This window comes from Shewanella spartinae (assembly GCF_019457555.1).
Classification (GTDB): domain Bacteria; phylum Pseudomonadota; class Gammaproteobacteria; order Enterobacterales; family Shewanellaceae; genus Shewanella; species Shewanella loihica.
In genome coordinates this window covers 72,593-93,194 of record NZ_CP080418.1, presented here as the reverse complement: position 1 = coordinate 93,194, position 20,602 = coordinate 72,593, and the positions used below count along the sequence as shown (strand labels likewise).

The window sequence follows — 20,602 nt, the reverse complement described above, 5'->3', positions numbered from 1 at the left end:
GTTCATTGCCTTCGTCTGTAACCCATAAGGAAGTTGTATATGAGCCTGACACACAAGCCCAACCTATTGGCCTTTGGCACACTCGTCATGGCAACCGCCCTCCTCGGCGGCTGTAACCAATCGAGCAAGTCTGACACTAAGAAGGAGGTCGCCAGCAAGGTGGGCACCTACGCCAGCGTCGACTGCAGCACGTTCACCAAGAGTAAGGATCTGCCCAAAAGCGCCAGCTGCGGCTATCTGACGGTCCCGGAAAAACATGCCCTTAAGGGCCAGAGCGCCTCCAAGACAACCATGGAGATCGCCGTGCTGAAGATCCCGGCGATTAAGCCTGAGGCCAAGGCCGATCCCGTAGTCTACCTGCAGGGCGGCCCAGGCTACTCGGCCATCGACAGCCTGGAAGACTTCACCCAGAGCAAGGCGAAATACCTCTGGAACGACCGCGACTTCTATCTGGTGGATCAGCGCGGCACAGGCCACGCCAAGCCCGCCTACAAGTGCACCGAATTTAACACGGTCAAGGGCTCAATCGAGCAGGTCAAGGCCTGTAAGGCTCGCCTCAAGGCCAAGGGCGTCGACTTCAGCGCCTATCAGAGCGTACAGAGCGCCCACGACTTCATCATGCTGAGAAAGGCACTCAAGCTCGACAGCTGGAATCTCTACGGCGCCTCCTACGGCACCCGCTTAGCTGAGACCATCATACGCGAAGATAGCCAAGGGGTTCGCAGCGTCATCCTCGACGGTGTATTCCCCATCGAGGTCAACGGCCTGTCGGACACGCCCTGGGCCACCTATGCCACGCTGGATCGCATCGTCGCCAACTGCGATGCCTCGATTAATTGTGCATCAGAGATCCTCAAGCCGATGATCGAATCTATCATCGAGCGACTACAGAATCAGGGGGAGGAGCAGGCAGCCATCCGTTTCGTCAACTACATCGCCAGTCTAGCGGGTGATGCCAGGGTCGTCCCCCTGATCCTGGCGATCGATAAGGACCTGAACATCATCATCAATGAGAAAGACAACGAAGAGGCTGAGGGTTACTTTGCCCCTATGGCCCTGTCAGTAGTCTGCGCCGAGGAATATGCCTTCCTCAACCAGACGGCTCTACAGGGTCGCAACGACAAAAACTGGTCCACCACGACCACACTGACCGTGAACAAGATGTTCCATGAGGGATTCGATATCGACAGCTGTAAGGCGTGGGATGTGGCCGCGGCCGACGGCATAGAGACCCAGGCCGTGACCAGTAATCTGCCGATCCTGGTGATCAACGGTGGCAACGATCATCAGACGCCACCGGCATGGGGCGAGTTAGTGGTGAAGAACATGCCTAATGCCCAGCTGTTCACCAACCCTCAGGGTGGCCACGTACAGCTGACTTCACAGAACCCTTATCGCAACTGTATCGACGGCATCACCATGGCCTTCCTGGCGGCTCCAGATCAGAAGATCAAGACCCAGTGCACCAGCATGATCCCGGTATTTAAATACAACTAATAGCAAGCGTTCGGCCTAAGCCCTGACCAAAAGGTCGGGGCCTTTTTTTCGGGCAAAAAAAAGCCCCAGAAGATGGGGCGAGAGAACAGAAAAACACACTATGTTAGAAAAGAAGCTACACAAAACAAGGTCAGGGAACTGCTTGCGACCAATGCCGATACTCTAAGCCGAGTTAATGACATTATGATGACAAGTTGTGCCCGCTATACCTCTTCTTTCGCTCGCTCATTTTCCAGATAGTTTTTCAGTTCTGCTCCCGGTATCGAACTCTCTGTGGCTACCGCAAAGGCGGCCCAACGGGCACCTTCGGCCATGGCCTGACAAAACTCATCGCCACGCACCAGCCCATGGATCAGGCCCGCCGCATAGGCGTCTCCCGCCCCTGTGGTATCCACCACACTGGCAGACTCCGCCGCCACATGGGTCTGCGAATCTGCCTGATAGAGAATGGCGCCCGACTCGCCATCTGTCACTATGAAGGCCTGCAGACTGTCTCCGGCGATGGAGAGGCCATACTGCCAGGGCGACAGTTCGCTACGACCCTGCATGTCGGCCCGCGAGGCAATCAACACGTGACAGGGACGCTCACGGTTATCCTTGGCCAGCTGCGCCACTACCAGGCTGTGGCGCAAGGCTGTCTTGGCCCAGCTCACAGCGCCTTCGGCGGAAGAGTTGATATAGAGGGCATCCCACTGGCGCCAATTAGGCGGCGCCGCCAGTTCGAATCTAGGACGCTCGGGACGTATGATGGTGCGCTCGCCATCCGGTGTCATCACCAGCAGCATCTCACAGGTATGTTGCTGATAGCGCTGCATCAGGCGGCAATCTATACCTAGTGTGCTGGTCTCGGCCAGCAGCCAGTCGCCTATCTCGTCACGGCCCACCTGACTCACCAGGGCTACCTCGTGCCCGGACCACACCAAGCCTATGCCTGTGTTGGCACCGCCGCCTCCCAGGCGCTGGCCACCATCTTGATAATGAAACCGCCCCCCCATCTTCAAGGGTTTATCGAGTCTGAGAATACGATCGCAATTAAGGTTGGCTACCAGCAGAATTTTGGCCATGCATGCTCCGAGTAACAGCGGATCAGGAGAAAAAGAAGCTCGCCTAAACGGGTTGAGAAAATTAGCCCCGGAAACCTAATACTTTGGGGCCCGCCGAGCCTCCTTTATATCAAGGCCCGCGGGGCTTCTCAACCAATTAGGCCTGTAACTTATACATGCCTTCGCTCGCCGGGCGCGAGTACTCGAAGCCAAATTTGAGATAAAGGGCAGGCACATCAGCCATTAAGGTGATGTAGGCCCCCTTAGGCGCCGTCTCGTCGAGATAGGCCATGATGGCGCTCATGATAGCGCTGCCCAGGCCGCGCCCCTGATATTCGGGATCCACGGCGATATCCACCAGCTCGAAATTGAGGGCGCCGTCGCCCACCACCCGGCCCATGGCGATCACCCTGTCACCCGCCAAAAGATGCACCCCAAACAGACTCAGAGGCAGGCCGAGTTCTGCCGCCTCGCGAGACCTTGGGGTCAGGCCTGTTATCTGCCTAAGGCGCAAGAAATCATTGAGAGGCGCCACACGTTTGATCAGGCGAAACTCCTGCAGTGGCTCACCCACTTGCGCCTCGCGCCACTCCCGCGCCAGCAGGCCATAGCCATACTCGCTGCCCCAGCTGCCCTTGAAGAAGATGTTATCTCGAAAATGGGCCTCGCGGCGAAAACCCAGGCGCTCAAGCAGCCCCCAGGCGCCGTGATTTTGCACGTCTGTGATGGCCGAGAGTCTGTGCTTACCCAGGCGCTCAAACAGATACACAACTAACCCCTGCAGCGCCTCACGGGCCAGCCCCTTACCCTGATGCTCGTTTGCCAGGGTAAAGCCTATCTCGACCTGCTGCGCATCGATGAAATGCAGCGCCAGATCTCCCACCAAGGCCTGGGTCTGACGACACTCGAGCGCCAGCTGCATCCAGGTACCGATTGTTCCAAAAGGTGTCTGCTGCAAATTTTCGAACAGCGCCAGGGCATCCTGATACTGGTAATCTTGCCAGCTCTGGTAGCGGGCCACCTCAGGATCGGCGCGGTAGGCGGTGAAGGCCTGAAGATCGGCCCGCTCGAAGGCGCGGCAGATAAGCCGCTCTGTCTCGAAATAGATCATCACTAAAGCCCTGCCGTAAGCCTAAGCCTAAGCCTAAGCCTGAGCCTGAGCCAGCGAATAGTAACCGCCGCTCGGCGGTGCGGCGAACAGTGACATGGCGGCCTGCATCTTATCGCTCGGATAGGCCTGCACCGACGCCCTGTGCTGCTCGGCAGATTCCCAACGCTCAATCACCATCAGGCGGTCCGCCTCGTCGAGCGGACACAATACCTCATAGCTGAGGCAACCCGGTGAGTTGCAAATATAATCGCTCAATGACAGGAGGAAGGCCTTCAATGCCTCGGCCTGGCCCGGCGCGGCCTGAAATTCGCCAATACGTACTATCATCTGATTTCCCTGTACAAAATGAACAATTCACCAAGCTACCCTATTACCGGGTGCTCCACAAACGTCTCTTATGAGCTTTTCGACCAATGAGTGCGTAAGCGATCGCCCATATTAACTTAGGTGATATACGACCTCTTACCTGAGCCAACCTTGGCAATGAAATAACTATATGAAAAAATTGACAAAAAACTCGTCAACCTTTCGACTTATGAGGTTCTAGGATAAAAATCAACCTCTACAAGTTGCCAACTTGACGTTAGGCTAACAAGCACAAGAGGTTGTGAGGTTATTGAATGGACTCAATACTGACATTAGAAGAGCTGATGGATAAGCCCCTATGCAAGGCAGAAAAACTGCGCCGCTACCAGCAGTGCCTGAGAGAATTTGAGCTGCTGGGCTACCAAGATCTCTTTATCGAACAGATACGCCAGGAGGCTCGCCAGCTTGAGCAGAAGTTAGCCCGCCGCGCTAAAGTTAATCACAAGCAGGCGCCCAAGCGGCGCCCCTAGATCTCTTGCGCCAGCTGGTCGAGAAAGGCCTGCATCACCCGGGTGCGATGCCGCGCCTCTTCCCTCGCAGCCGCCGTCTGCATGGTATCCGCCAGGGTAAACAGCTTTTGTTTGAAATGATCTAAGGTGTAGCGGCTGTCATCTGCCGTCCGCTCCCGACAGAAGGGATCCTCCGCAGCATACAGGGGCCGCCCCAAGGCAGTGCCCACCTGTAGGCAGCGCACCACACCTATGGCGCCCAGGGCATCGAGCCTGTCGGCATCCTGTACTATCTTGGCTTCCAGCGTCTCGGGGACGATGCCCGCGCTGAAACTATGGGCGAGAATGGCATGGTGAATGGCGGCCAAGTACTGCTGCGGATAATCCACGCCGGCGAGGAAGGCGATCGCCTTATCGGCCGCCATCCTAGAGCTCTGACTGCGCCTCGGATCGTCTTTTGCCAGGGTGACACAGTCATGCAGCCAGGCGGCTGGCACTACTACCTCGGCGCAGGCAGATTCAAGATCGCACAGGCGCTTGGCCGTCTTCACCACCCGCCTAACGTGGGCGAGATCATGGGCGGCATCGGCTGGTGAGCTGGCGGCAACAAATTGGGAAAATAGCGACTCAAAGGCCTGCATGGATAAGGCTCCGACAATAAAAAAGGCCGATCTATGATCGGCCTCTTTCGCTCGGATAGCAAATGCCCCTTACATCTCGCAGGGCTACATATGACATGGCTACATATCGCAGGGCTTAAGCGGCTTACGCAGCTGCGCCCGCACGTTGTCCATGCCAGAGTAGAACTCTTTCATCATCAAGAGGCCCATCATCTTGCCGTTATCCGTGACAATCAGGTTATCGGGATCGTTCGGGTCGTTCTTGATGGCACCGATCGCCTTCATCGAGGTCATCTCTTTAAACAGGGCCCAATCCAGATTGACGCCGAAGGTGTCACGGAAATATTTGCGCGACAGGCGACCCGAGAACATGCCCAGCAGGAAGCGATACTGCATCACATCCTTCTGGCTGTAGTTTTTCTGCTGCTCGACGCCCATGCGACCCGAGGCGATATTCTCCTGATACTTGCGCAGGGAGAAGGTGTTCACATACAGGGTGTCGTTGAGGAAGCTGAAGGAACCCGAACCTACCCCCAGATACTCGTCATAATCGATCACATACTCGTCGAAACCTTCGTTGTTGGCCTTGCCAAATGCCCAGGCCGACAGCTGATTGTACTGACCATTCAGGCTGTTGAGGATCTGGCGGTATTGACGCGCCATATCCCCCTGAGGCGCGGCCAGCTTGCCCTTGACGCTCTTACGGGTCTGATGGGTGATCATCAGCGGATAGGTGGTGATCTGGCGGGGATCCAGGCGTGAGGCCATATCCAGATCGTGCTGAATCACCTCATCTGTCTGGCCACGGAAGCCGAAGATAAGATCCACGTTGATGATAGGAAACAACTCCTTGGCCGCCATGATCTTATCGAAGGTCTGCTGACCCGAGCCAAACTTCTCCAGACGATCTGTCATCGCCAGGATGTCATCGTTGAAGCTCTGCACCCCGATAGACATACGATCCACCAGGCCTTCCAGCTGCTTAAAGCCTGGGCTGTCCAGATGCTGAGGATCCGACTCGCAGGAGACCTCTTTGATGTTGGGAAAGAGGGTCTTGGCATGTTCTATGGTGCGCGCCAGCTCATCTTCTAATACGGTTGTGGTGCCGCCACCGATATACATGGACTCGAAGTCATAGCCCAGCGCCTTAACCATCTCCATCTCCTTACGCAGCGAGACGAAATAGGCGCGCGCCTTCTCCTCCTTAAACAGGAAACGGTGGAAGGTGCAGAAGGAGCACAGGGTATGGCAGAAAGGCACATGGGCATAGAGCATGTACTTCTTGCCTTCGACGGGCGCCGGCATCATGGAGGCGGACTGGGTATCGAGTCGCAGATTCTTGTCGACATAATACTGCATCACTCGTTCCATCGAGCTCAGCATCCAGTTAGGGACGGTAATGTTAGCTTGGTACGGCTTAATCAATGCACCTGGCGCCGTTTGAATAATAGAAGACGAAGACATAGATATTCCTAGCTGAACCGGCCTTGAGAACAAAGCCTTTTAATAAATAAGGACTTAAAGCGATACACATCCATTTGCGGAACACAAAAGTATCACTTAAGGAATATATAAAACGTGAACTGGCTTGGAGTTACAACACCTAGCATTAGATTAGCCGAAGAATTGTTAAGCATGTCATGTTTTAGGAAATGTTGAATAAATGTGATCGCCCATTTTGACCCAATAGTGGCAAAGAGATGACGCGTCTCGTGAACAGCAAGCATCGACCTGTTGCGGCGATAAAATAAATAGCGTAGGTTAAATAGTTAATAAAAATAATGATATAGACTCCGGCTGTTTCAGTGGAGCGCAATTCGACACAAGGACGTTAAAAATGAAATGGAATCTATTGGTTTCGGTGCTGCTCACCGCATCGCTGGCACTCTTTGGCTATGTGAAATACACAGAACTCGCGGCCAACAACCTCGCCAACACCCAAGGACTCTCCGCCCTGAGCAAACAGATCGCCGAAACCGGCAGCATCATACCTGCCAAGACGGTGGCCTATTTCGATCTAGCCGCTTGCCCCGAGGGGTGGCAGCCCTATACCGAAGGGCATGGTCGCTTTACCTTAGCCGTGAATCATCAGGAGAATGCGCTGTCGGTACGCAAGCTCAATGACAAAGGCGGCGAAGAGAAACATAAACTGACACTCGCCGAGCTACCCAAGCACACCCATGTCTATGACGACTGGTACTACTATGACTCGGGAGACGAGCCGGAATACGCGACCGGAGAAGGCGATGACGTAGGCATGCGCCAACATCAGAAGCGTCGCACCGAGCCCGAAGGCCACAGCGTCGCCCACAACAATATGCCGCCTTTCGTCGTGCTATTGCAGTGCATCAAGCAATAAGAAACCTTATCTGGCACATTCCCCCGGACTGTGGCTGAAGTAACGTTTGAACTCGCGGCTAAACTGGGCCGGGCTCTCGTAACCTACCTCGATGGCGGCCTGCTTCACCTTCACTCCGGGACGCTGCAACAGCTCCTTAGCCTTGTTCAGGCGCACCTTCTTCAGGTACTGGATGGGCGATGAGGCAGTCACCTCCTTGAAGCAGCGATGAAACGCCGAGGGGCTCATGTTCACCAGGGCCGCCAGCTGATCCACCTCAATGCTGGCCGCATAGTGTTTATGCAGATAGCTGAGCGCCTTGTCGATACGCGACAATCTAGTATGGCTCAGTGCCAGGGCATAGAGGGGCGCCGCGTTGGGCAAAGCCAACAGGCGATATAGGATCTCCAGCACCATGGCTTCACCCAGCGCCTCGGCCTCCAGCGGCGATTGCAATGCCTGCAGCAGACGATGAATGCTACACTCTATCGCCTCGCCGGTCGGCGCGATGAAATAGCCCGGCAGTCGCGACTCACTCAGGGCCTGGGGCACCCTGTGGTGGTTGTCCATGATGGGGATGAGGCGATTAAGCTGCGCCAGATCGATATCTATCATCATCACCAGCACTGGCTCCTCCTTGCTGGCGAAGGTCTCACACTCCACCGGCATGGGCACAGTCATCACCAGGGTGTTCTGGGGATCATAGTCGAACACCCTGTTATCCAGATAGATACGCTTCTTGCCCTGCCCCACTATCATGATCCCCTGGGAGTAACACAAGGGGCCTCGGGCACCGTAGGCGGAGCAGCGAAACAGCTTGATACCTGGCAATACGCTGTCGTTCATCCCCTCATCTGGGGCCAGCTCAGACATCAACTCGGCAATACTCTTCACACTTCACCTCTTGGGACAGGATAAGGATTCAACTGATGGCGATAATATCACCCAAGCAGAAAAAGGCATCAAATTTTATCAAATTTATGCCTTTTAAACTTAATAAAGCAGAAATAGGCAAGAGTCGTGCAGCAATAGGTATTTAAAACTCGCGCCAAGAGACTAGTATGTGCAGCATATTATTAGGTGACACAAGGTATCCCCATGCTTAACTTCGATTATCGCAATCCCACACAGATCGTCTTCGGTAAAGACCGCCTGGCCGAGCTAGACAAGCTGATCCCCGCCGGCGCCCGCGTCATGGTGACCTATGGCGGCGGCAGCGTGAAACGCTTCGGCACCCTAGACAAGGTACTCAGCGCCCTGGGCGATCGCACCGTCGTCGAATTCGGCGGCATCGAAGCCAACCCACAATATGAGACCCTGGCCAAGGCGGCCAAGCTGGCAAGAGAAGAGTCTATCGACTTCCTGCTGGCGGTCGGTGGCGGCTCTGTGATGGATGGCACCAAGTTCATCGCCCTGGCGACACGCTTCGAGGGTGACAGCGCCAGCCTGCTGTTCCACGGTTTCGCCCCTGTGCCGGTCGAGGCAGATCAGGTCTTGCCACTGGGCACCATAGCCACGCTGCCTGCCACAGGCTCAGAGATGAACGCCTTCGGCGTGGTCAGCTATAACGGCGGCAAGTTCCCGGTTAACCATCCCAGCATCTACCCAACCTTCTCACTGCTGGATCCGACCCTGACCTTCACCCTGCCCAAGATTCAGGTGGCTAACGGTGTGGTCGACGCCTTCGTCCACGTGCTGGAGCAATATGCCACCTATCCGGTGGATGGTCGGGTACAGGACAGAACCGCCGAAGGGATCATGCGCACCCTGATCGAGATTGGCCCCATCACACTGGAAGAGCCGGAGAACTACAACGCCCGCGCCAACCTGATGTGGAGTGCCACCTCAGCCCTCAACGGCATGATAGGCGCCGGCGTGCCGTTTGACTGGACGACCCATATGATTGGTCACGAGCTGACGGCCCAATTTGGCATCGACCACGCCCAGACCCTGGCCGCCGTGTTGCCATCTGTCTGGCGCGTGCGCAAGACCCAGAAGCACGCCAAGCTGCTGCAATACGCCGAGCGCGTGTGGGACATCACAGAGGGCGACGACGCCAGCCGCGTCGACCTGGCGATCGACAAGACGGAGCAGTTCTTCCAACAACTGGGCCTCAAGACCCGTCTGCGCGACTATGATATCGCCCAAGAGCAGATTGACGACATAGTCGCGGCGCTTGAAGCCCACGGCATGACCGCCCTTTCAGAGTCTGGCGATCTCGGCCTGGATATCAGCCGCGAGATCCTGCAGCTGGCCTGGTAAGGCGCAAAACAGCACACGATAAAGGCATCCTCAGGGATGCCTTTTTGCTATGTCGCCTCCAGCAACTCCTCCCAGCAATTCCTCCCCCATTTCGGTCGACTGACAAAGCGATACAAACTGCTGACAGTAATCACCCGCGGCCCTGATTACACTGATATTTTTATCGCAGGAGACCGCCATGCCACGCCTTATCCTACCCCTGCTGCTGGTGTTCAGCAGTCTACTGGGCTGTAACGCCGACCAACCCAGAGTGCAGCCGCCGCTGGCTAACTTCGCCTTTAATCAGGAGAAACTCGAGGCGTTGATCCAGGAGCGCGAACCGATATTTTCATCGATTCAACTCGAGTACCAACACACCCACTACGACAGGCTGGAATACGCCGACATCTTCGTCGACACCCAAAAACAGATTCCTTATCTGCTGCTGGCACTCAGCAGCGAGAAGGGTCATAACCTCACCTTAGGGATCAAGTTTGACGAGTTGCAGCTGCTGGATTGTCAGATCTTTTCCGGCCCCCACCGCATAGACAGCTTCGACTGCTCTGACGTCAAACGACTAACACAGAATGACAAGAGCATCTTCGAGCTGCGCACCCGCGAGAAGCAGCAATACCTACGCCTTAGCTTTGTCAGCGACTGGCTGGAGTACGCCTCCTCGATAGGTTCGACCCTCTTCTCGCCTCGGGAGGGTGACGCAGGCATCGAGATCCTCACCAGCAACTATTTCGAGCCGCTGATCAACAACCAGTGGTGCACGGCGGACTGCGACAACCCGGTTAGCTCGACCCTGGGGGTCACCAGCTATCAGGCGCTTAAACGCCTGGTGGATCATTACCCCGAGAGGAAGAAGGTGCTGGTGTTCGATAACTTTGTCGGCGGCTCCGCCGACGATGAGGTCAACATGTATACCGGCTTGCTGATCCGCGAGCAGGGGCTGGATACCAAGGTCAGCCGCGCGGGACGTGTCTTCTCCGGTGCCACGGACCTGTTTGCCGCCGGGGTAAGGCGCACCCTGGAGCTGCAAGATACCAAGGTTAGTGTCGCAGGAAACCAGCAAGTTGGCGTACACAGCTGGAGCGACGGCGAGCTTGGCCGCGACGCCACAGAGATCTCCTATAGCGACGCCGCCCATCGCAGCCAGGCGACCTATTTCAGCCGCATGCTGGGCAAACAGGGGATCCCCTTCTACCTGTTTACCCTCACCTCGGCACCGTCTGAAGGTGCCCACTGGATGACGCAAAAGGAGATGGCGCGCTATCGGCTCACCACAGAGATCCGCTGACGGGCGCCCTGAGCTATGCTGCCATCGCTTGACGGCATCAGGTTCTAGGTCAGGCCGCCGCGGGTCAGGCGCTCGGGATCCAGCAGGCGCCTGAGCTCCTCCTCGCTAAGGTCGGTGAGCTCCATGGCGACCTCGAGTATCGGCCTCTGCTCCTGATAGGCCTGCTTGACTATCTTAGCGGCCTGCACATAGCCGACCTTGGGGCTTAGTGCGGTGACCAGTATGGGATTGCGATGCAGTGAGTCGGCTATCTTGCCTCGATTCACCACGAAACTCGCAATCGCCTTGTCCGCCAAGAGGCGCGAGACATTGCTGAGGATCTCTATGCTCTCTAGCAGGTTAACCGCGATCAGCGGCTGCATCACGTTGAGCTCGAAGTTACCGGACTGACCGGCGATAGTGATCGCCATATCCTTGCCCATCACCTGGGCCGCCACCATACAGGCGGATTCGGGGATCACTGGGTTGACCTTGCCCGGCATGATGGAAGATCCCGGCTGCAAAGGTTGCAGGCTAATCTCACCCAGACCCGCCAGTGGGCCGGAGTTCATCCAGCGCAGGTCGTTGCTGATCTTCATGATGGCCACCGCCAGCGTCTTCAGCTGGCCCGAGAGAGCGACGGCGGTATCATGGCTCGCCATGCGGCTAAACAGATTATCCGCCGGACGAAACTGGGTGCGTGTCAGGGCGCTGAGTCTCTCGCAGAACAGCCGGGAGAACTCCTCGTGGGTGTTGACCCCGGTTCCCACCGCCGTGCCGCCCACGGGCAGCTGGGCCAGGGCGTCGCCTTGGCTGGCGATCCGCTCGCGGCAATCGTCGATCTGGCTCGCCCAGCCCCCCAACACCTGATCGAAACGCACCGGCATGGCATCCATCAGGTGGGTGCGCCCCGTCTTGGTGACATCGGCCAGCTGTTGCGCCTTATTGGTGATGGTCTGCGACAGCAGGGTTAACGAGGGGAGCAGCGACTGCTCTACCGCCAACAAAGCGCTGATATGGATAGCGCTGGGAATGATATCGTTGCTGCTCTGCCCCAGGTTAATCACATCGTTGGGATGCACCGCCTGACCCAGGCTCTTCGATACCAGAGTCGCAAGCACCTCGTTGGCGTTCATGTTGCTGCTGGTGCCCGAGCCGGTCTGAAACATGTCGATGGGGAAATGGCGCATCATCTGGGGATCCGCCAGCAGCTCCTGCACCGCCTGGGCGACCGCCGGGGCGATATTGGGCGGCAGCAGCCTAAGTGCCGCGTTGGCCTCGGCGGCGGCGAGCTTAGCCAGCAACAAGGCACGAATGAAGCTGCGGGGCATGGGACGACCGCTCACGGGAAAGTTCTTGATCGCCCGCGCCGTCTGCGCGCCGTAGAGGGCATCGGCGGGAATATTGAGATCGCCCATGCTGTCGCTTACCGCTTTACTCTCCATCTCTCTCTCCTGCTTATTGAGACTAGCTTGATCTTAGGTCAATTTCTGCCGGGTCGCGACCCGGCAACACGGCGCAAACCTAACCGCAACAGCTAACAAACAACCCATTATCATTCAATATGTTATTGCAAGAATCGACTCAATTTCGCTTGCAAATGTCTCTCAAGCAGTTAGGCTGCCTCCACTTTATTTAATGCCAAGCGTTAACCTGTAGATGCGAGTAACCATGAGACATAAAGGAGCCTCTGGCTTTACCCTGATAGAGATGGTGGTGGTGATCATCATACTGGCTATTCTCAGCGTAGCGGCCGCCAGCAGGTGGATAAGCCTGACGCGAGAGGCGAGGATCGCCCAGCTCAAGCAGCTAGAGGCCTCGGTGCGGGCCGCAAATCAACTTGTCTATGCCCGCTCGGCCATCCAGGGGCTAGAGAAACAGCCTAAGGCCAGCTTCTTCCTCAACCCAGGCGACAGCCAAAAAATCCAGGTGAGATATGGCAACCCGGTATGGGGCGGCGATGCGGTAACTCAGCTGTTGACGGTCACCATGAGTGAATGGTTCTATGGCGGGCGCTGGACGGTGGAAGATATCGAGCTGCGCATCGGCGATCGCAGCCTGTATAAGACCCCTGGAGATCTCATGGCAGACGGCGCCCTCGCCTGCTATTTGAGGGTCGACACGACTGCCGATAGCGTGACCACCAAAATCATGGACAACGACTGTTAAGTCAGTCGCCTACCCTGTTGATGAGAAAGATAAATGTCTGGTCGCCAAAGGTGAGCAAGGCGGCCTTGTCCAGGTCGACTATCGCCTGTGATTCTGTCTCATAACCCTCGCCACTCAGGCTAAAATCCACCAACACCTGAGCCTCATCGTGTGGCGTAACCTTAACGCTGAACTGGTACTTATCCGCCAGCATCACCCGCTCGGCCTCAACCTTATCAATCACTAGCGTCGGCGCGCCAAGCACCTCGCCTTGCAGGCTGACCTCTGAGGTCACCCGAAAAGTATCGGCAAGGCTGCTAAAGCTAACACTTAAACTCAAACTAACACTCAGACTCAGGGCGAGCGCCATCAAGATCCTTCTGATCATATTCAGCTCCATTATGGTGAAATTGCTTTTCTCACAACTTAGTGGCTTTGCGGTTATTGTCAACATTCTCAATGACTAATATTTCTACCGGCTAATGTTGCTAAAAGCTACTCTAACTAGCAGCGACTCTCTGCTTCAGGCATTAAACAGCAGGCATAAAAAAACACCCCGCCGGCAACCCGGTGAGGTGTTTTTCCATGGTAACAGAAACGCTGATGCGTGCGACGAACGCCTTACGCTTTGTACTTCAGCGTGCCGTTGGCCTTGATCTCGTCATACCAAAGGTTGTGATGCTGGGTCGCCCAGTTTTCATCACAGTAACCCGACACCATACACTCCATACCACCTTCTGACATCACGGTCGCCATGAAGATGTGAACGATAGAGAAGGCGCAGATAACGATGGCACTGACAGAGTGAAGTACCAGGGCGATCAGGCTCAGGGTGCGGCTAGGCTCGAACAGGTTCGGGAACAGCAGCAACATGCCAGAGGCCGAGATGATCAGTCCAAAGAAGGCGAAGGCCCAGAACCACATCTTCTCACCGGCGTTGGCAAAGCCTGCATCCGGGTGCTTACCCTTGAAGGGACCGAAGTTGATGTAACCACCAACCACCAGGAACCATTTAACATCATACATCTTAGGCAGCTGATTCTTAGCCCACAGCGTGGTCATCAGCGCCCAACCAATCATGAAGGGGATCGCCATATAGTCATGGATCTGCTTGGCGCCATAGACCAGACCGGCCCAGAAGCCTTCACCCAGGTATGGCTGGAAGAAGAAGCGTCCCGCCAGCAGGGTCAAACCCGTGAGGATCAGCAGCAGACAAGGGATAGCCCCCAACCAGTGGATAGAGACATCAAATTTCGACCAGCGATACACCATCTTGCCCGAGAAGCCGTGATGCAACTTGGAGATACCGTTCACCTTGATGAACAGCACGAAGATGATGATCATGCCAAACAGCGCCGCCATCAGGGCAGGTGCGAGCCAGTCGCTGCGAAGCTCGAGAACCCGCAGATCATAGCTGTTGATTGGCTGGTTGTGGAACTGACCGTGAGAGGTAGTGTATCCGGTGGCGCCTGCCTGAATCTCTGACCAGATCTGCCCCTCGGTGGCGGCATGGGTATGGTCGGTCGCGTCGCCATGGGCGAACGACAGGGCACTGAAGGTGGTACCTATCACTAGCGCTAAGATCACGCTAAATTGTTTGAACCATTTGTTCATATTACATCCTTATCGTCCACACCGGGCGAGCCCGGTGTGGATTGTTGTGGCCTTATACAAGCTGGGGATTAACCCCAAATCGCATTTTTCGAACCACGGTATGCAACACGCTCGCGGAAGATGTTTGAGATAACCTCAGCATCACCGGCAAGTAGCGACTTAGTCGCACACAACTCGGCACACATAGGCAGCTTGCCTTCGGCAATACGGTTAGAACCGTACTTCTGACGCTCTGCATCTGAGTGATTCTCTTCAGGACCACCGGCACAGAAGGTACACTTGTCCATCTTGCCGCGGCTGCCGAAGGCGCCCTTCTTAGGGAACTGAGGCGCGCCAAACGGACAGGCGTACAGACAGTAGCCACAACCGATACAGGTGTCTTTGTTGTGCAGCGTCAGACCATCTTCCGTCTTGTAGAAGCAGTTAGCCGGGCAAACCGCCTGACAAGGGGCGTCGGTACAGTGCATACAAGCCACAGAGATAGAGGCTTCGCCTGGCTGACCGTCGTTGATGGTCACCACGCGGCGACGTTGAATACCCCACTCCAGCGCAGAGTCGTTTTCGTTCTTACATGCCGTGACACAGCCGTTACATTCGATGCAGCGCTTGGTATCACATAAAAATTTCATTGTAGCCATAATGGCAAATCTCCCGATACTTAAGCTTTAGTGATCTGACAAAGCGACGCTTTGGTCTCTTGCATCTGCGTGACAGGGTCATAACCATAGGTCAATGCCGTGTTCGCAGACTCACCAATCACATAAGGCACAGTACCTTCTGGATAGTTATTCTCTAGGCTCTCACCGTGCATCACACCGGCGAAGTGGTATGGCATCCAGGTAACACCTTGCTTAACACGAGGGGTAACCATGGCCTTGATCTTGATGCGGCCACCCTCGGCGCCTTCCAGCCATACGGTATCGCCGTTGCGGATACCACGGTCGGCGGCATCGCCTGGATGGATCTCAACAAACATCTCTTGTTGCAGCTCGGCCAGCCATGGGTTAGAGCGAGACTCTTCACCACCACCCTCGTACTCAACCAGACGACCAGAGGTCAGGCCCAGTGGGTACTTGGTTGCCGTGTCTTTCTCTTGAATAGACTTGTACAGCGTAGGCAGACGATGAACCTGCATGTCGTCGTAGGTTGGGTACTTAGACACGAGATCGCGACGCGGCGTGTACAGCGGCTCACGGTGTACAGGCACTTGATCCGGGAAGGTCCACACGATACAGCGGGCCTTAGCGTTACCAAATGGGATACAGCCGTGCTTCATGGCCACACGCTGGATACCGCCAGAAAGGTCGGTCTTCCAGTTCTTGCCTTCGGCTTCCGCCTTCTCTTCGGCGGTCAGGTCGTCCCACCAGCCCAGTTGCTTGAGCAGCTTGTCGCTGAACTCTGGGTAACCGTCTTGGATCTCGCTGCCCTTAGAGAAGCTGCCTTCGGCCAGCAGGTTCTTGCCTTGGTATTCGACGCCATAACGGGCACGGAAGTTACCACCGCCCTGCAGCACGTGTTTGCTTGTGTTGTAGAGGATCTGGGTACCAGGGTGCTTCTGCTCTGGTGTGCCCCAACATGGCCATGGTAGACCATAGGTTTCGCCCTTGGCTGGGCCGCCTTCTGCTTCAAGCGTCTTGTTGCTGAAGGTACCCCAGTTTTGGGTGTGCAGCTTCAGACGCTCTGGGCTTTGGCCAGACATACCGATAGTCCACATACCGCGGTTGATCTCGCGGGTGATGTCTTCGATCACTAGCATGTCTTTGGCATCTTTAGCGATGCGCTTAGTGTATTCCTTGTCGAAACCGAGTTTCTGCGACAGGCGATACATGATCTCGATATCTGTCTTAGATTCGAACAGTGGCTCGATCACCTTCTCACGCCACTGCTGGCTACGGCCAGAGTTAGATACCGAACCTTCGGTCTCGAACTGAGTCGCCGCAGGTAGTAGGTAGACACCATTCTTACGACGGTGCATGACACCCGCCATAGTTGGGAATGGATCCACAACCACGACTGTGTCCATCTTATCCAGGGCGTCACGCACCTCGCGCTGACGGGTTTCTGTGTTAACAGATTGACCCCAGAAGAAGGCCATGCGCACGCGATCTTTCTGCGCCAGCTTCTCAGGCGTCTCTAATACGCCGTCATGCCAACGAGAACATGGAATACCAGGAGTGTTCATTGGGATGCGACCCAGGTATTCGTTCTGGTCGAAACGACCCTTAACCCAGTCGAAATCCAGATCCCAAACGTGTGACCAGTGCTTCCAAGAACCTGTCTTCAGGCCATAGTAGCCAGGCAGGGTATCGAACAGCAGACCTAAGTCGGTTGCGCCCTGTACGTTATCGTGACCACGGAAGATGTTAGTACCGCCGCCAGATACGCCCATGTTGCCCAGAGCCAACTGCAGGATACAGTAGGCACGGGTGTTGGCGTTACCAACGTGGTGCTGGGTACCACCCATACACCAAACCACAGTACCAGGACGGTTTTCGGCCATCAGCTTAGCCGCTTGGTAAACCTGCTCTTCGCTCACGCCTGTGATGTTAGCCACTTCTTGTGGTGGGAACTTCTTCACCTCTTCGCGGATGGTGTCCATCTCGAACACGCGCTGCTGGATGAAAGTCTTGTCTTCCCAGCCGTTTTCGAAGATGTGCCACAACATACCGTAGATGAACGGAATATCGGTACCAGGACGCAGTGCACAGTGCAGATCTGAGTGAGCCGCGGTGCGAGAGAAACGTGGGTCAACCACGATGATCTTGGCGTTGTTCTTCTCTTTGGCAATCAGAATATGCTGCATGGCAACAGGGTGTGCCTCGGCAGGGTTTGAACCGATGAAGAAGATCGCGTTCGCATTCTGAATGTCGTTGAAAGAGTTGGTTTGCGCACCATAACCCCAGGTGTTAGCAACACCGGCTACAGTGGTAGAGTGACAGATACGTGCCGAGTGGTCGACGTTGTTGGTACCCCACATGGCCGCAAATTTACGGTACATGTAGCAGCCTTCGTTAGAGAACTTAGCGCTACCCATGAAGTAGAGTGAATCTGGGCCAGACTCTTGACGGATGCTCTGCATCTTGTCACCGACTTCGTTGAAGGCCTGCTCCCAAGAAAGCTTCTTCCACTTACCGTCGACCAGCTTCATTGGGTACTTAAGACGCTTCTCGCCGTGACCATGTTCACGCAGCGCAGCACCTTTGGCACAGTGACCACCGGCGTTGAATGGGTGATCGAATGCTGGTTCCTGACCCGTCCAGACACCATTTTGGACTTCGGCATACAGACCACAACCCACAGCACAGGCACTACATACGGTACGCTTGATCTCGATTGGGGCATCGTGTGGAATATCTTTCGCTTCGGCGCGGCGCATCATGCCGGTACCGAGAAGAGAGGCTGCTGCGATACCACCGGTTGTGATACCCGCATGCTTCATGAATTGACGACGGCTGATGCCTAAGCTTGGCTTAGCCGCGGCGACTGCCTCGTTTGTTTTGCGCGTTAACTTCATCGCTCAAATTCTCCTAATTAGCTACGCAAGCTATTGTAATAACTGCGGATATGTGCAGTTTCATGGTAGCCATCGGCATGTTTTTCTTGAGATTTACTTTCGGTTGCATTGGCAACACTCACACCACTCGCGGCGATGGCCACACCGGCCGTACCACCTATGGTGAGTGCTTTCAGCAAAGATCTGCGATTCAGATCGGGCTGTTGCTTCTTCATTCTTGCTCCTAGTGGATTAGGAAGTTTCGATTGGTAGGGATGATTTATTCAAAACCGCCATCGGCACCTTGGTTAAGGCAATGTTATTCACAGGTGGCGGTTTGGTAAAAATGCTATGTTTTTTAAAAACATCCGATTTAATTGCCGTTGCAATATAGGTAAGAAGCGAGGCAGAGATATTGATCTAAACAGGGGTCAATAAGCGGAAAAAATGAATAAATGGCCAAAGTGTTAAGCCAGTCATACTTTAGCCAATACACTTTGCTGGCAATCCCTAAAAATAGCTAAAACCGGGATCCAGTAGATGTAATGAAGTTGTTGTTATTGAAAATAAAAAGCGCGTTCAAAAAACAGCCAAAGGTGATCTAGATCCGCTGAAATTCTCAACCTTTAACCATAAAAAAACACCCCGCCTAGTGCCTAGGTGGGGTGCTTCATCTATGCGCTTTTATTCAATAACGCGTCTGCGTTTTGAGTCTAGTCGCTGTAGGTCTAGTCCCTGTAAGTCAGGGTACCGTTATCTTTGATCTCATCGTACCAAAGGTTGTGGTGCTGTACCGCCCAGTTCTCATCACAGTAACCCGACTTCATGCACTCCATACCACCTTCACTCAGTACCGTCGCCATCCAGATGTGGACTATGGTAAAGGCGATGATGATGATGGCGCTGAGGCCGTGAACCAGCAGTGCCGCCATAGAGGCTTCACGTGGCAGTTCCAGGCCAGGCATCACCAGCATGATACCGGATACCGCGATAAACAGACCGAACAGGGTTAGCGTCCAGAACCACATCTTCTCACCGGCGTTGGCGAAGCCGCTGTCTGGGTGCTTGCCCTTGAAGGGTCCGAAGTTGATGTAGCCACCAACCACCAGGAACCACTTAAGGTCATACAGCTTAAATGTCTGCAACGGCATCCATTTAACCACACAGATAGCCCAGGCCACGATGAACAAGGGACCCGCGTAATCGTGGATCGTCTTGCTGCCGTAGATCAGCGAGCCCCAAATGCCTGTGCCCACATAGGGTTGTAGCACATGCTTACCCAACATGATGTTAAGACCGGTAAAGATCAACGCCAGGCAGGAAAGCGCCATCACCCAGTGAATCCAAAGATCGGCCTTGCTCCAGCGCAATACCATCTTGCCAGAGAAACCATGACTTAGCTTTGAAGGGCCATTCACCAGATAGAAGATCAAGAAAGCACCGAACACACCGCAAACGGCCAGCGCCATCACAGGGGTGAGATAGTCGTTCTTAACGTTAGTGCCTTCGATAGCCGACACGTTAATCATGACCCCACCCTCAGCGCCTTTGGCTGTGGTGTATCCCTTGTCTCCTGACTTCACGGCTCGCCATAGCTCAGCGTCGCTGGTATTTGCCATCTGTTGACTGGTCTGTTCGTCAACGGCATAGGCTGACGTCGTCAAGCCTAAGCCCATTGCCAAGACCAATGGCAATAACAACACAGTGAATAGGCTGCGCAGTGATTTTAATAACATAGTCACTCCTTTACAGACCGTAAGCCCGAAGGCTTACGGTACCATTCACTTTAAACGCCAGTCTTAGGGGTGTAGCCCCAGATCGCATTAGGGTTACCACGGGCCGCAATACGCTCACGGTAGATGTTGGAAACCACTTCCGCATCACCGGCGAGCAGTGCCTTGGTTGAACAAAGCTCGGCACACATAGGTAACTTACCCTCGGCCAGACGGTTAGCGCCGTACTTCTTACGCTCGGCTTCGGAGAAGGTCTCTTCTGGGCCACCGGCACAGAAAGTACACTTGTCCATCTTGCCGCGGCTGCCAAAGGTGCTCTTCTTAGGGAACTGAGGCGCACCGAATGGGCAGGCGTATAGGCAGTAACCACAACCGATACAGGTATCTTTGTTGTGTAGTGTTAGGCCATCTTCCGTCTTGTAGAAGCAGTTTGCTGGGCAAACGGCCTGACAAGGGGCGTCGGTACAGTGCATACAAGCCACAGAGATCGAGGCTTCACCAGGTTGACCATCGTTGATGGTCACGACGCGACGGCGTTGGATACCCCACTCGAGAGCGGAATCGTTTTCGTTCTTACATGCTGTGACGCAACCGTTACACTCGATGCAGCGTTTGGTGTCACATAGAAATTTCATGACTGCCATAATGGCTTATCTCCTCATCAAGT

20 protein-coding genes and 1 pseudogene are annotated in these 20,602 nt (G+C 55.0%); 6 read left to right on the top strand and 15 right to left on the bottom strand.

The genetic code is table 11. From position 1 onward, the window contains the following. Positions 1-39 precede the first annotated feature (39 nt). The gene (locus K0I31_RS00395; RefSeq protein ID WP_220079565.1) at positions 40-1,497 is read left to right on the top strand and encodes an alpha/beta fold hydrolase; all 1,458 of its coding nucleotides are present in this window, start codon (positions 40-42) and stop codon (positions 1,495-1,497) included. A 203-nt stretch (positions 1,498-1,700) separates the two neighbouring features. Here K0I31_RS00395 and K0I31_RS00390 read toward each other — a convergent pair whose 3' ends face one another. The 4 genes and pseudogenes from K0I31_RS00390 to K0I31_RS00375 form a co-directional block, all read right to left on the bottom strand. Further along, positions 1,701-2,561 (bottom strand): PfkB family carbohydrate kinase, encoded by an 861-nt coding sequence (locus K0I31_RS00390; RefSeq protein ID WP_220079564.1) that lies wholly within the window; start codon positions 2,559-2,561, stop codon positions 1,701-1,703. Positions 2,562-2,697: 136 nt separating this feature from the next. Further along, positions 2,698-2,973, bottom strand: a complete 276-nt coding sequence (locus K0I31_RS00385; protein WP_258406226.1) for a GNAT family N-acetyltransferase — start codon at positions 2,971-2,973, stop codon at positions 2,698-2,700. Between the two features lie 153 nt (positions 2,974-3,126). Continuing rightward, positions 3,127-3,651: pseudogene (locus tag K0I31_RS00380) on the bottom strand (GNAT family N-acetyltransferase); the annotation flags it as partial. Positions 3,652-3,684: 33 nt separating this feature from the next. Beyond that, entirely contained in the window at positions 3,685-3,978 is a 294-nt protein-coding gene (locus K0I31_RS00375) for a putative quinol monooxygenase (protein ID WP_220079563.1), read from the bottom strand. Between the two features lie 293 nt (positions 3,979-4,271). Here K0I31_RS00375 and K0I31_RS00370 point away from each other — a divergent pair, with 293 nt between their 5' ends. Further along, positions 4,272-4,487 carry a hypothetical protein gene (locus K0I31_RS00370; RefSeq protein ID WP_220079562.1) on the top strand — a complete coding sequence of 72 codons (216 nt, stop codon included), beginning with the start codon at positions 4,272-4,274 and terminating at the stop codon, positions 4,485-4,487. Here K0I31_RS00370 and K0I31_RS00365 read toward each other — a convergent pair. Further along, positions 4,484-5,107, bottom strand: a complete 624-nt coding sequence (locus K0I31_RS00365; RefSeq protein ID WP_220079561.1) for an HD domain-containing protein — start codon at positions 5,105-5,107, stop codon at positions 4,484-4,486. The two genes, K0I31_RS00370 and K0I31_RS00365, sit on opposite strands and share 4 nt — an antisense overlap. 99 nt (positions 5,108-5,206) lie before the next feature. Next, positions 5,207-6,550: a coproporphyrinogen III oxidase family protein gene (locus tag K0I31_RS00360; protein WP_220079560.1), complete on the bottom strand. Its 1,344-nt coding sequence runs from the start codon at positions 6,548-6,550 to the stop codon at positions 5,207-5,209. Positions 6,551-6,923: 373 nt separating this feature from the next. On the opposite strand from K0I31_RS00360, the gene K0I31_RS00355 reads away from it, so the two are divergent. Further along, positions 6,924-7,445 (top strand): hypothetical protein, encoded by a 522-nt coding sequence (locus tag K0I31_RS00355; RefSeq protein WP_220079559.1) that lies wholly within the window; start codon positions 6,924-6,926, stop codon positions 7,443-7,445. A gap of 6 nt (positions 7,446-7,451) precedes the next feature. Here the strand turns inward: K0I31_RS00355 and K0I31_RS00350 are convergent, their stop codons facing one another. After that, a complete protein-coding gene (locus K0I31_RS00350) occupies positions 7,452-8,318 on the bottom strand; it encodes an AraC family transcriptional regulator (RefSeq protein ID WP_220079558.1) in 867 nt (288 codons plus the stop codon). A 204-nt stretch (positions 8,319-8,522) separates the two neighbouring features. Here K0I31_RS00350 and K0I31_RS00345 point away from each other — a divergent pair, with 204 nt between their 5' ends. Together K0I31_RS00345 and K0I31_RS00340 are read left to right on the top strand one after the other, a co-directional pair. Next, on the top strand, positions 8,523-9,686 hold the full coding sequence (locus tag K0I31_RS00345; protein ID WP_220079557.1) for an iron-containing alcohol dehydrogenase: 1,164 nt from the start codon (positions 8,523-8,525) through the stop codon (positions 9,684-9,686). Between the two features lie 178 nt (positions 9,687-9,864). Then, positions 9,865-10,968, top strand: coding sequence for a hypothetical protein (locus tag K0I31_RS00340; protein ID WP_220079556.1), 1,104 nt, complete (start codon positions 9,865-9,867; stop codon positions 10,966-10,968). A gap of 44 nt (positions 10,969-11,012) precedes the next feature. Here K0I31_RS00340 and K0I31_RS00335 read toward each other — a convergent pair whose 3' ends face one another. Next, positions 11,013-12,392, bottom strand: a complete 1,380-nt coding sequence (locus K0I31_RS00335) for a class II fumarate hydratase (RefSeq protein ID WP_220079555.1) — start codon at positions 12,390-12,392, stop codon at positions 11,013-11,015. 226 nt (positions 12,393-12,618) lie between these two features. Between K0I31_RS00335 and K0I31_RS00330 the strand changes: the two genes are divergently transcribed. Continuing rightward, positions 12,619-13,116, top strand: coding sequence for a type II secretion system protein (locus K0I31_RS00330; protein WP_220079554.1), 498 nt, complete (start codon positions 12,619-12,621; stop codon positions 13,114-13,116). Between the two features lies 1 nt (position 13,117). On the opposite strand, the gene K0I31_RS00325 is transcribed toward K0I31_RS00330, so the two are convergent. The 7 genes from K0I31_RS00325 to fdh3B (K0I31_RS00295) all read right to left on the bottom strand — a co-directional run bounded on the left by K0I31_RS00325 (position 13,118) and on the right by fdh3B (K0I31_RS00295) (position 20,579). Continuing rightward, the gene (locus tag K0I31_RS00325; protein WP_220079553.1) at positions 13,118-13,483 is read right to left on the bottom strand and encodes a hypothetical protein; all 366 of its coding nucleotides are present in this window, start codon (positions 13,481-13,483) and stop codon (positions 13,118-13,120) included. Positions 13,484-13,716: 233 nt separating this feature from the next. After that, positions 13,717-14,709 carry a formate dehydrogenase subunit gamma gene (locus tag K0I31_RS00320; protein ID WP_011863875.1) on the bottom strand — a complete coding sequence of 331 codons (993 nt, stop codon included), beginning with the start codon at positions 14,707-14,709 and terminating at the stop codon, positions 13,717-13,719. A 68-nt stretch (positions 14,710-14,777) separates the two neighbouring features. Further along, the gene (gene fdh3B, locus K0I31_RS00315; RefSeq protein ID WP_011863874.1) at positions 14,778-15,347 is read right to left on the bottom strand and encodes a formate dehydrogenase FDH3 subunit beta; all 570 of its coding nucleotides are present in this window, start codon (positions 15,345-15,347) and stop codon (positions 14,778-14,780) included. A 20-nt stretch (positions 15,348-15,367) separates the two neighbouring features. After that, the gene (locus K0I31_RS00310) at positions 15,368-18,223 is read right to left on the bottom strand and encodes a molybdopterin-dependent oxidoreductase (RefSeq protein ID WP_220072735.1); all 2,856 of its coding nucleotides are present in this window, start codon (positions 18,221-18,223) and stop codon (positions 15,368-15,370) included. Between the two features lie 17 nt (positions 18,224-18,240). After that, positions 18,241-18,438 (bottom strand): twin-arginine translocation signal domain-containing protein, encoded by a 198-nt coding sequence (locus K0I31_RS00305; protein WP_011863872.1) that lies wholly within the window; start codon positions 18,436-18,438, stop codon positions 18,241-18,243. Between the two features lie 492 nt (positions 18,439-18,930). Continuing rightward, the gene (locus K0I31_RS00300) at positions 18,931-19,938 is read right to left on the bottom strand and encodes a formate dehydrogenase subunit gamma (protein WP_220043834.1); all 1,008 of its coding nucleotides are present in this window, start codon (positions 19,936-19,938) and stop codon (positions 18,931-18,933) included. 50 nt (positions 19,939-19,988) lie between these two features. Then, a complete protein-coding gene (gene fdh3B / locus K0I31_RS00295; RefSeq protein ID WP_011863870.1) occupies positions 19,989-20,579 on the bottom strand; it encodes a formate dehydrogenase FDH3 subunit beta in 591 nt (196 codons plus the stop codon). Positions 20,580-20,602 lie beyond the last annotated feature (23 nt).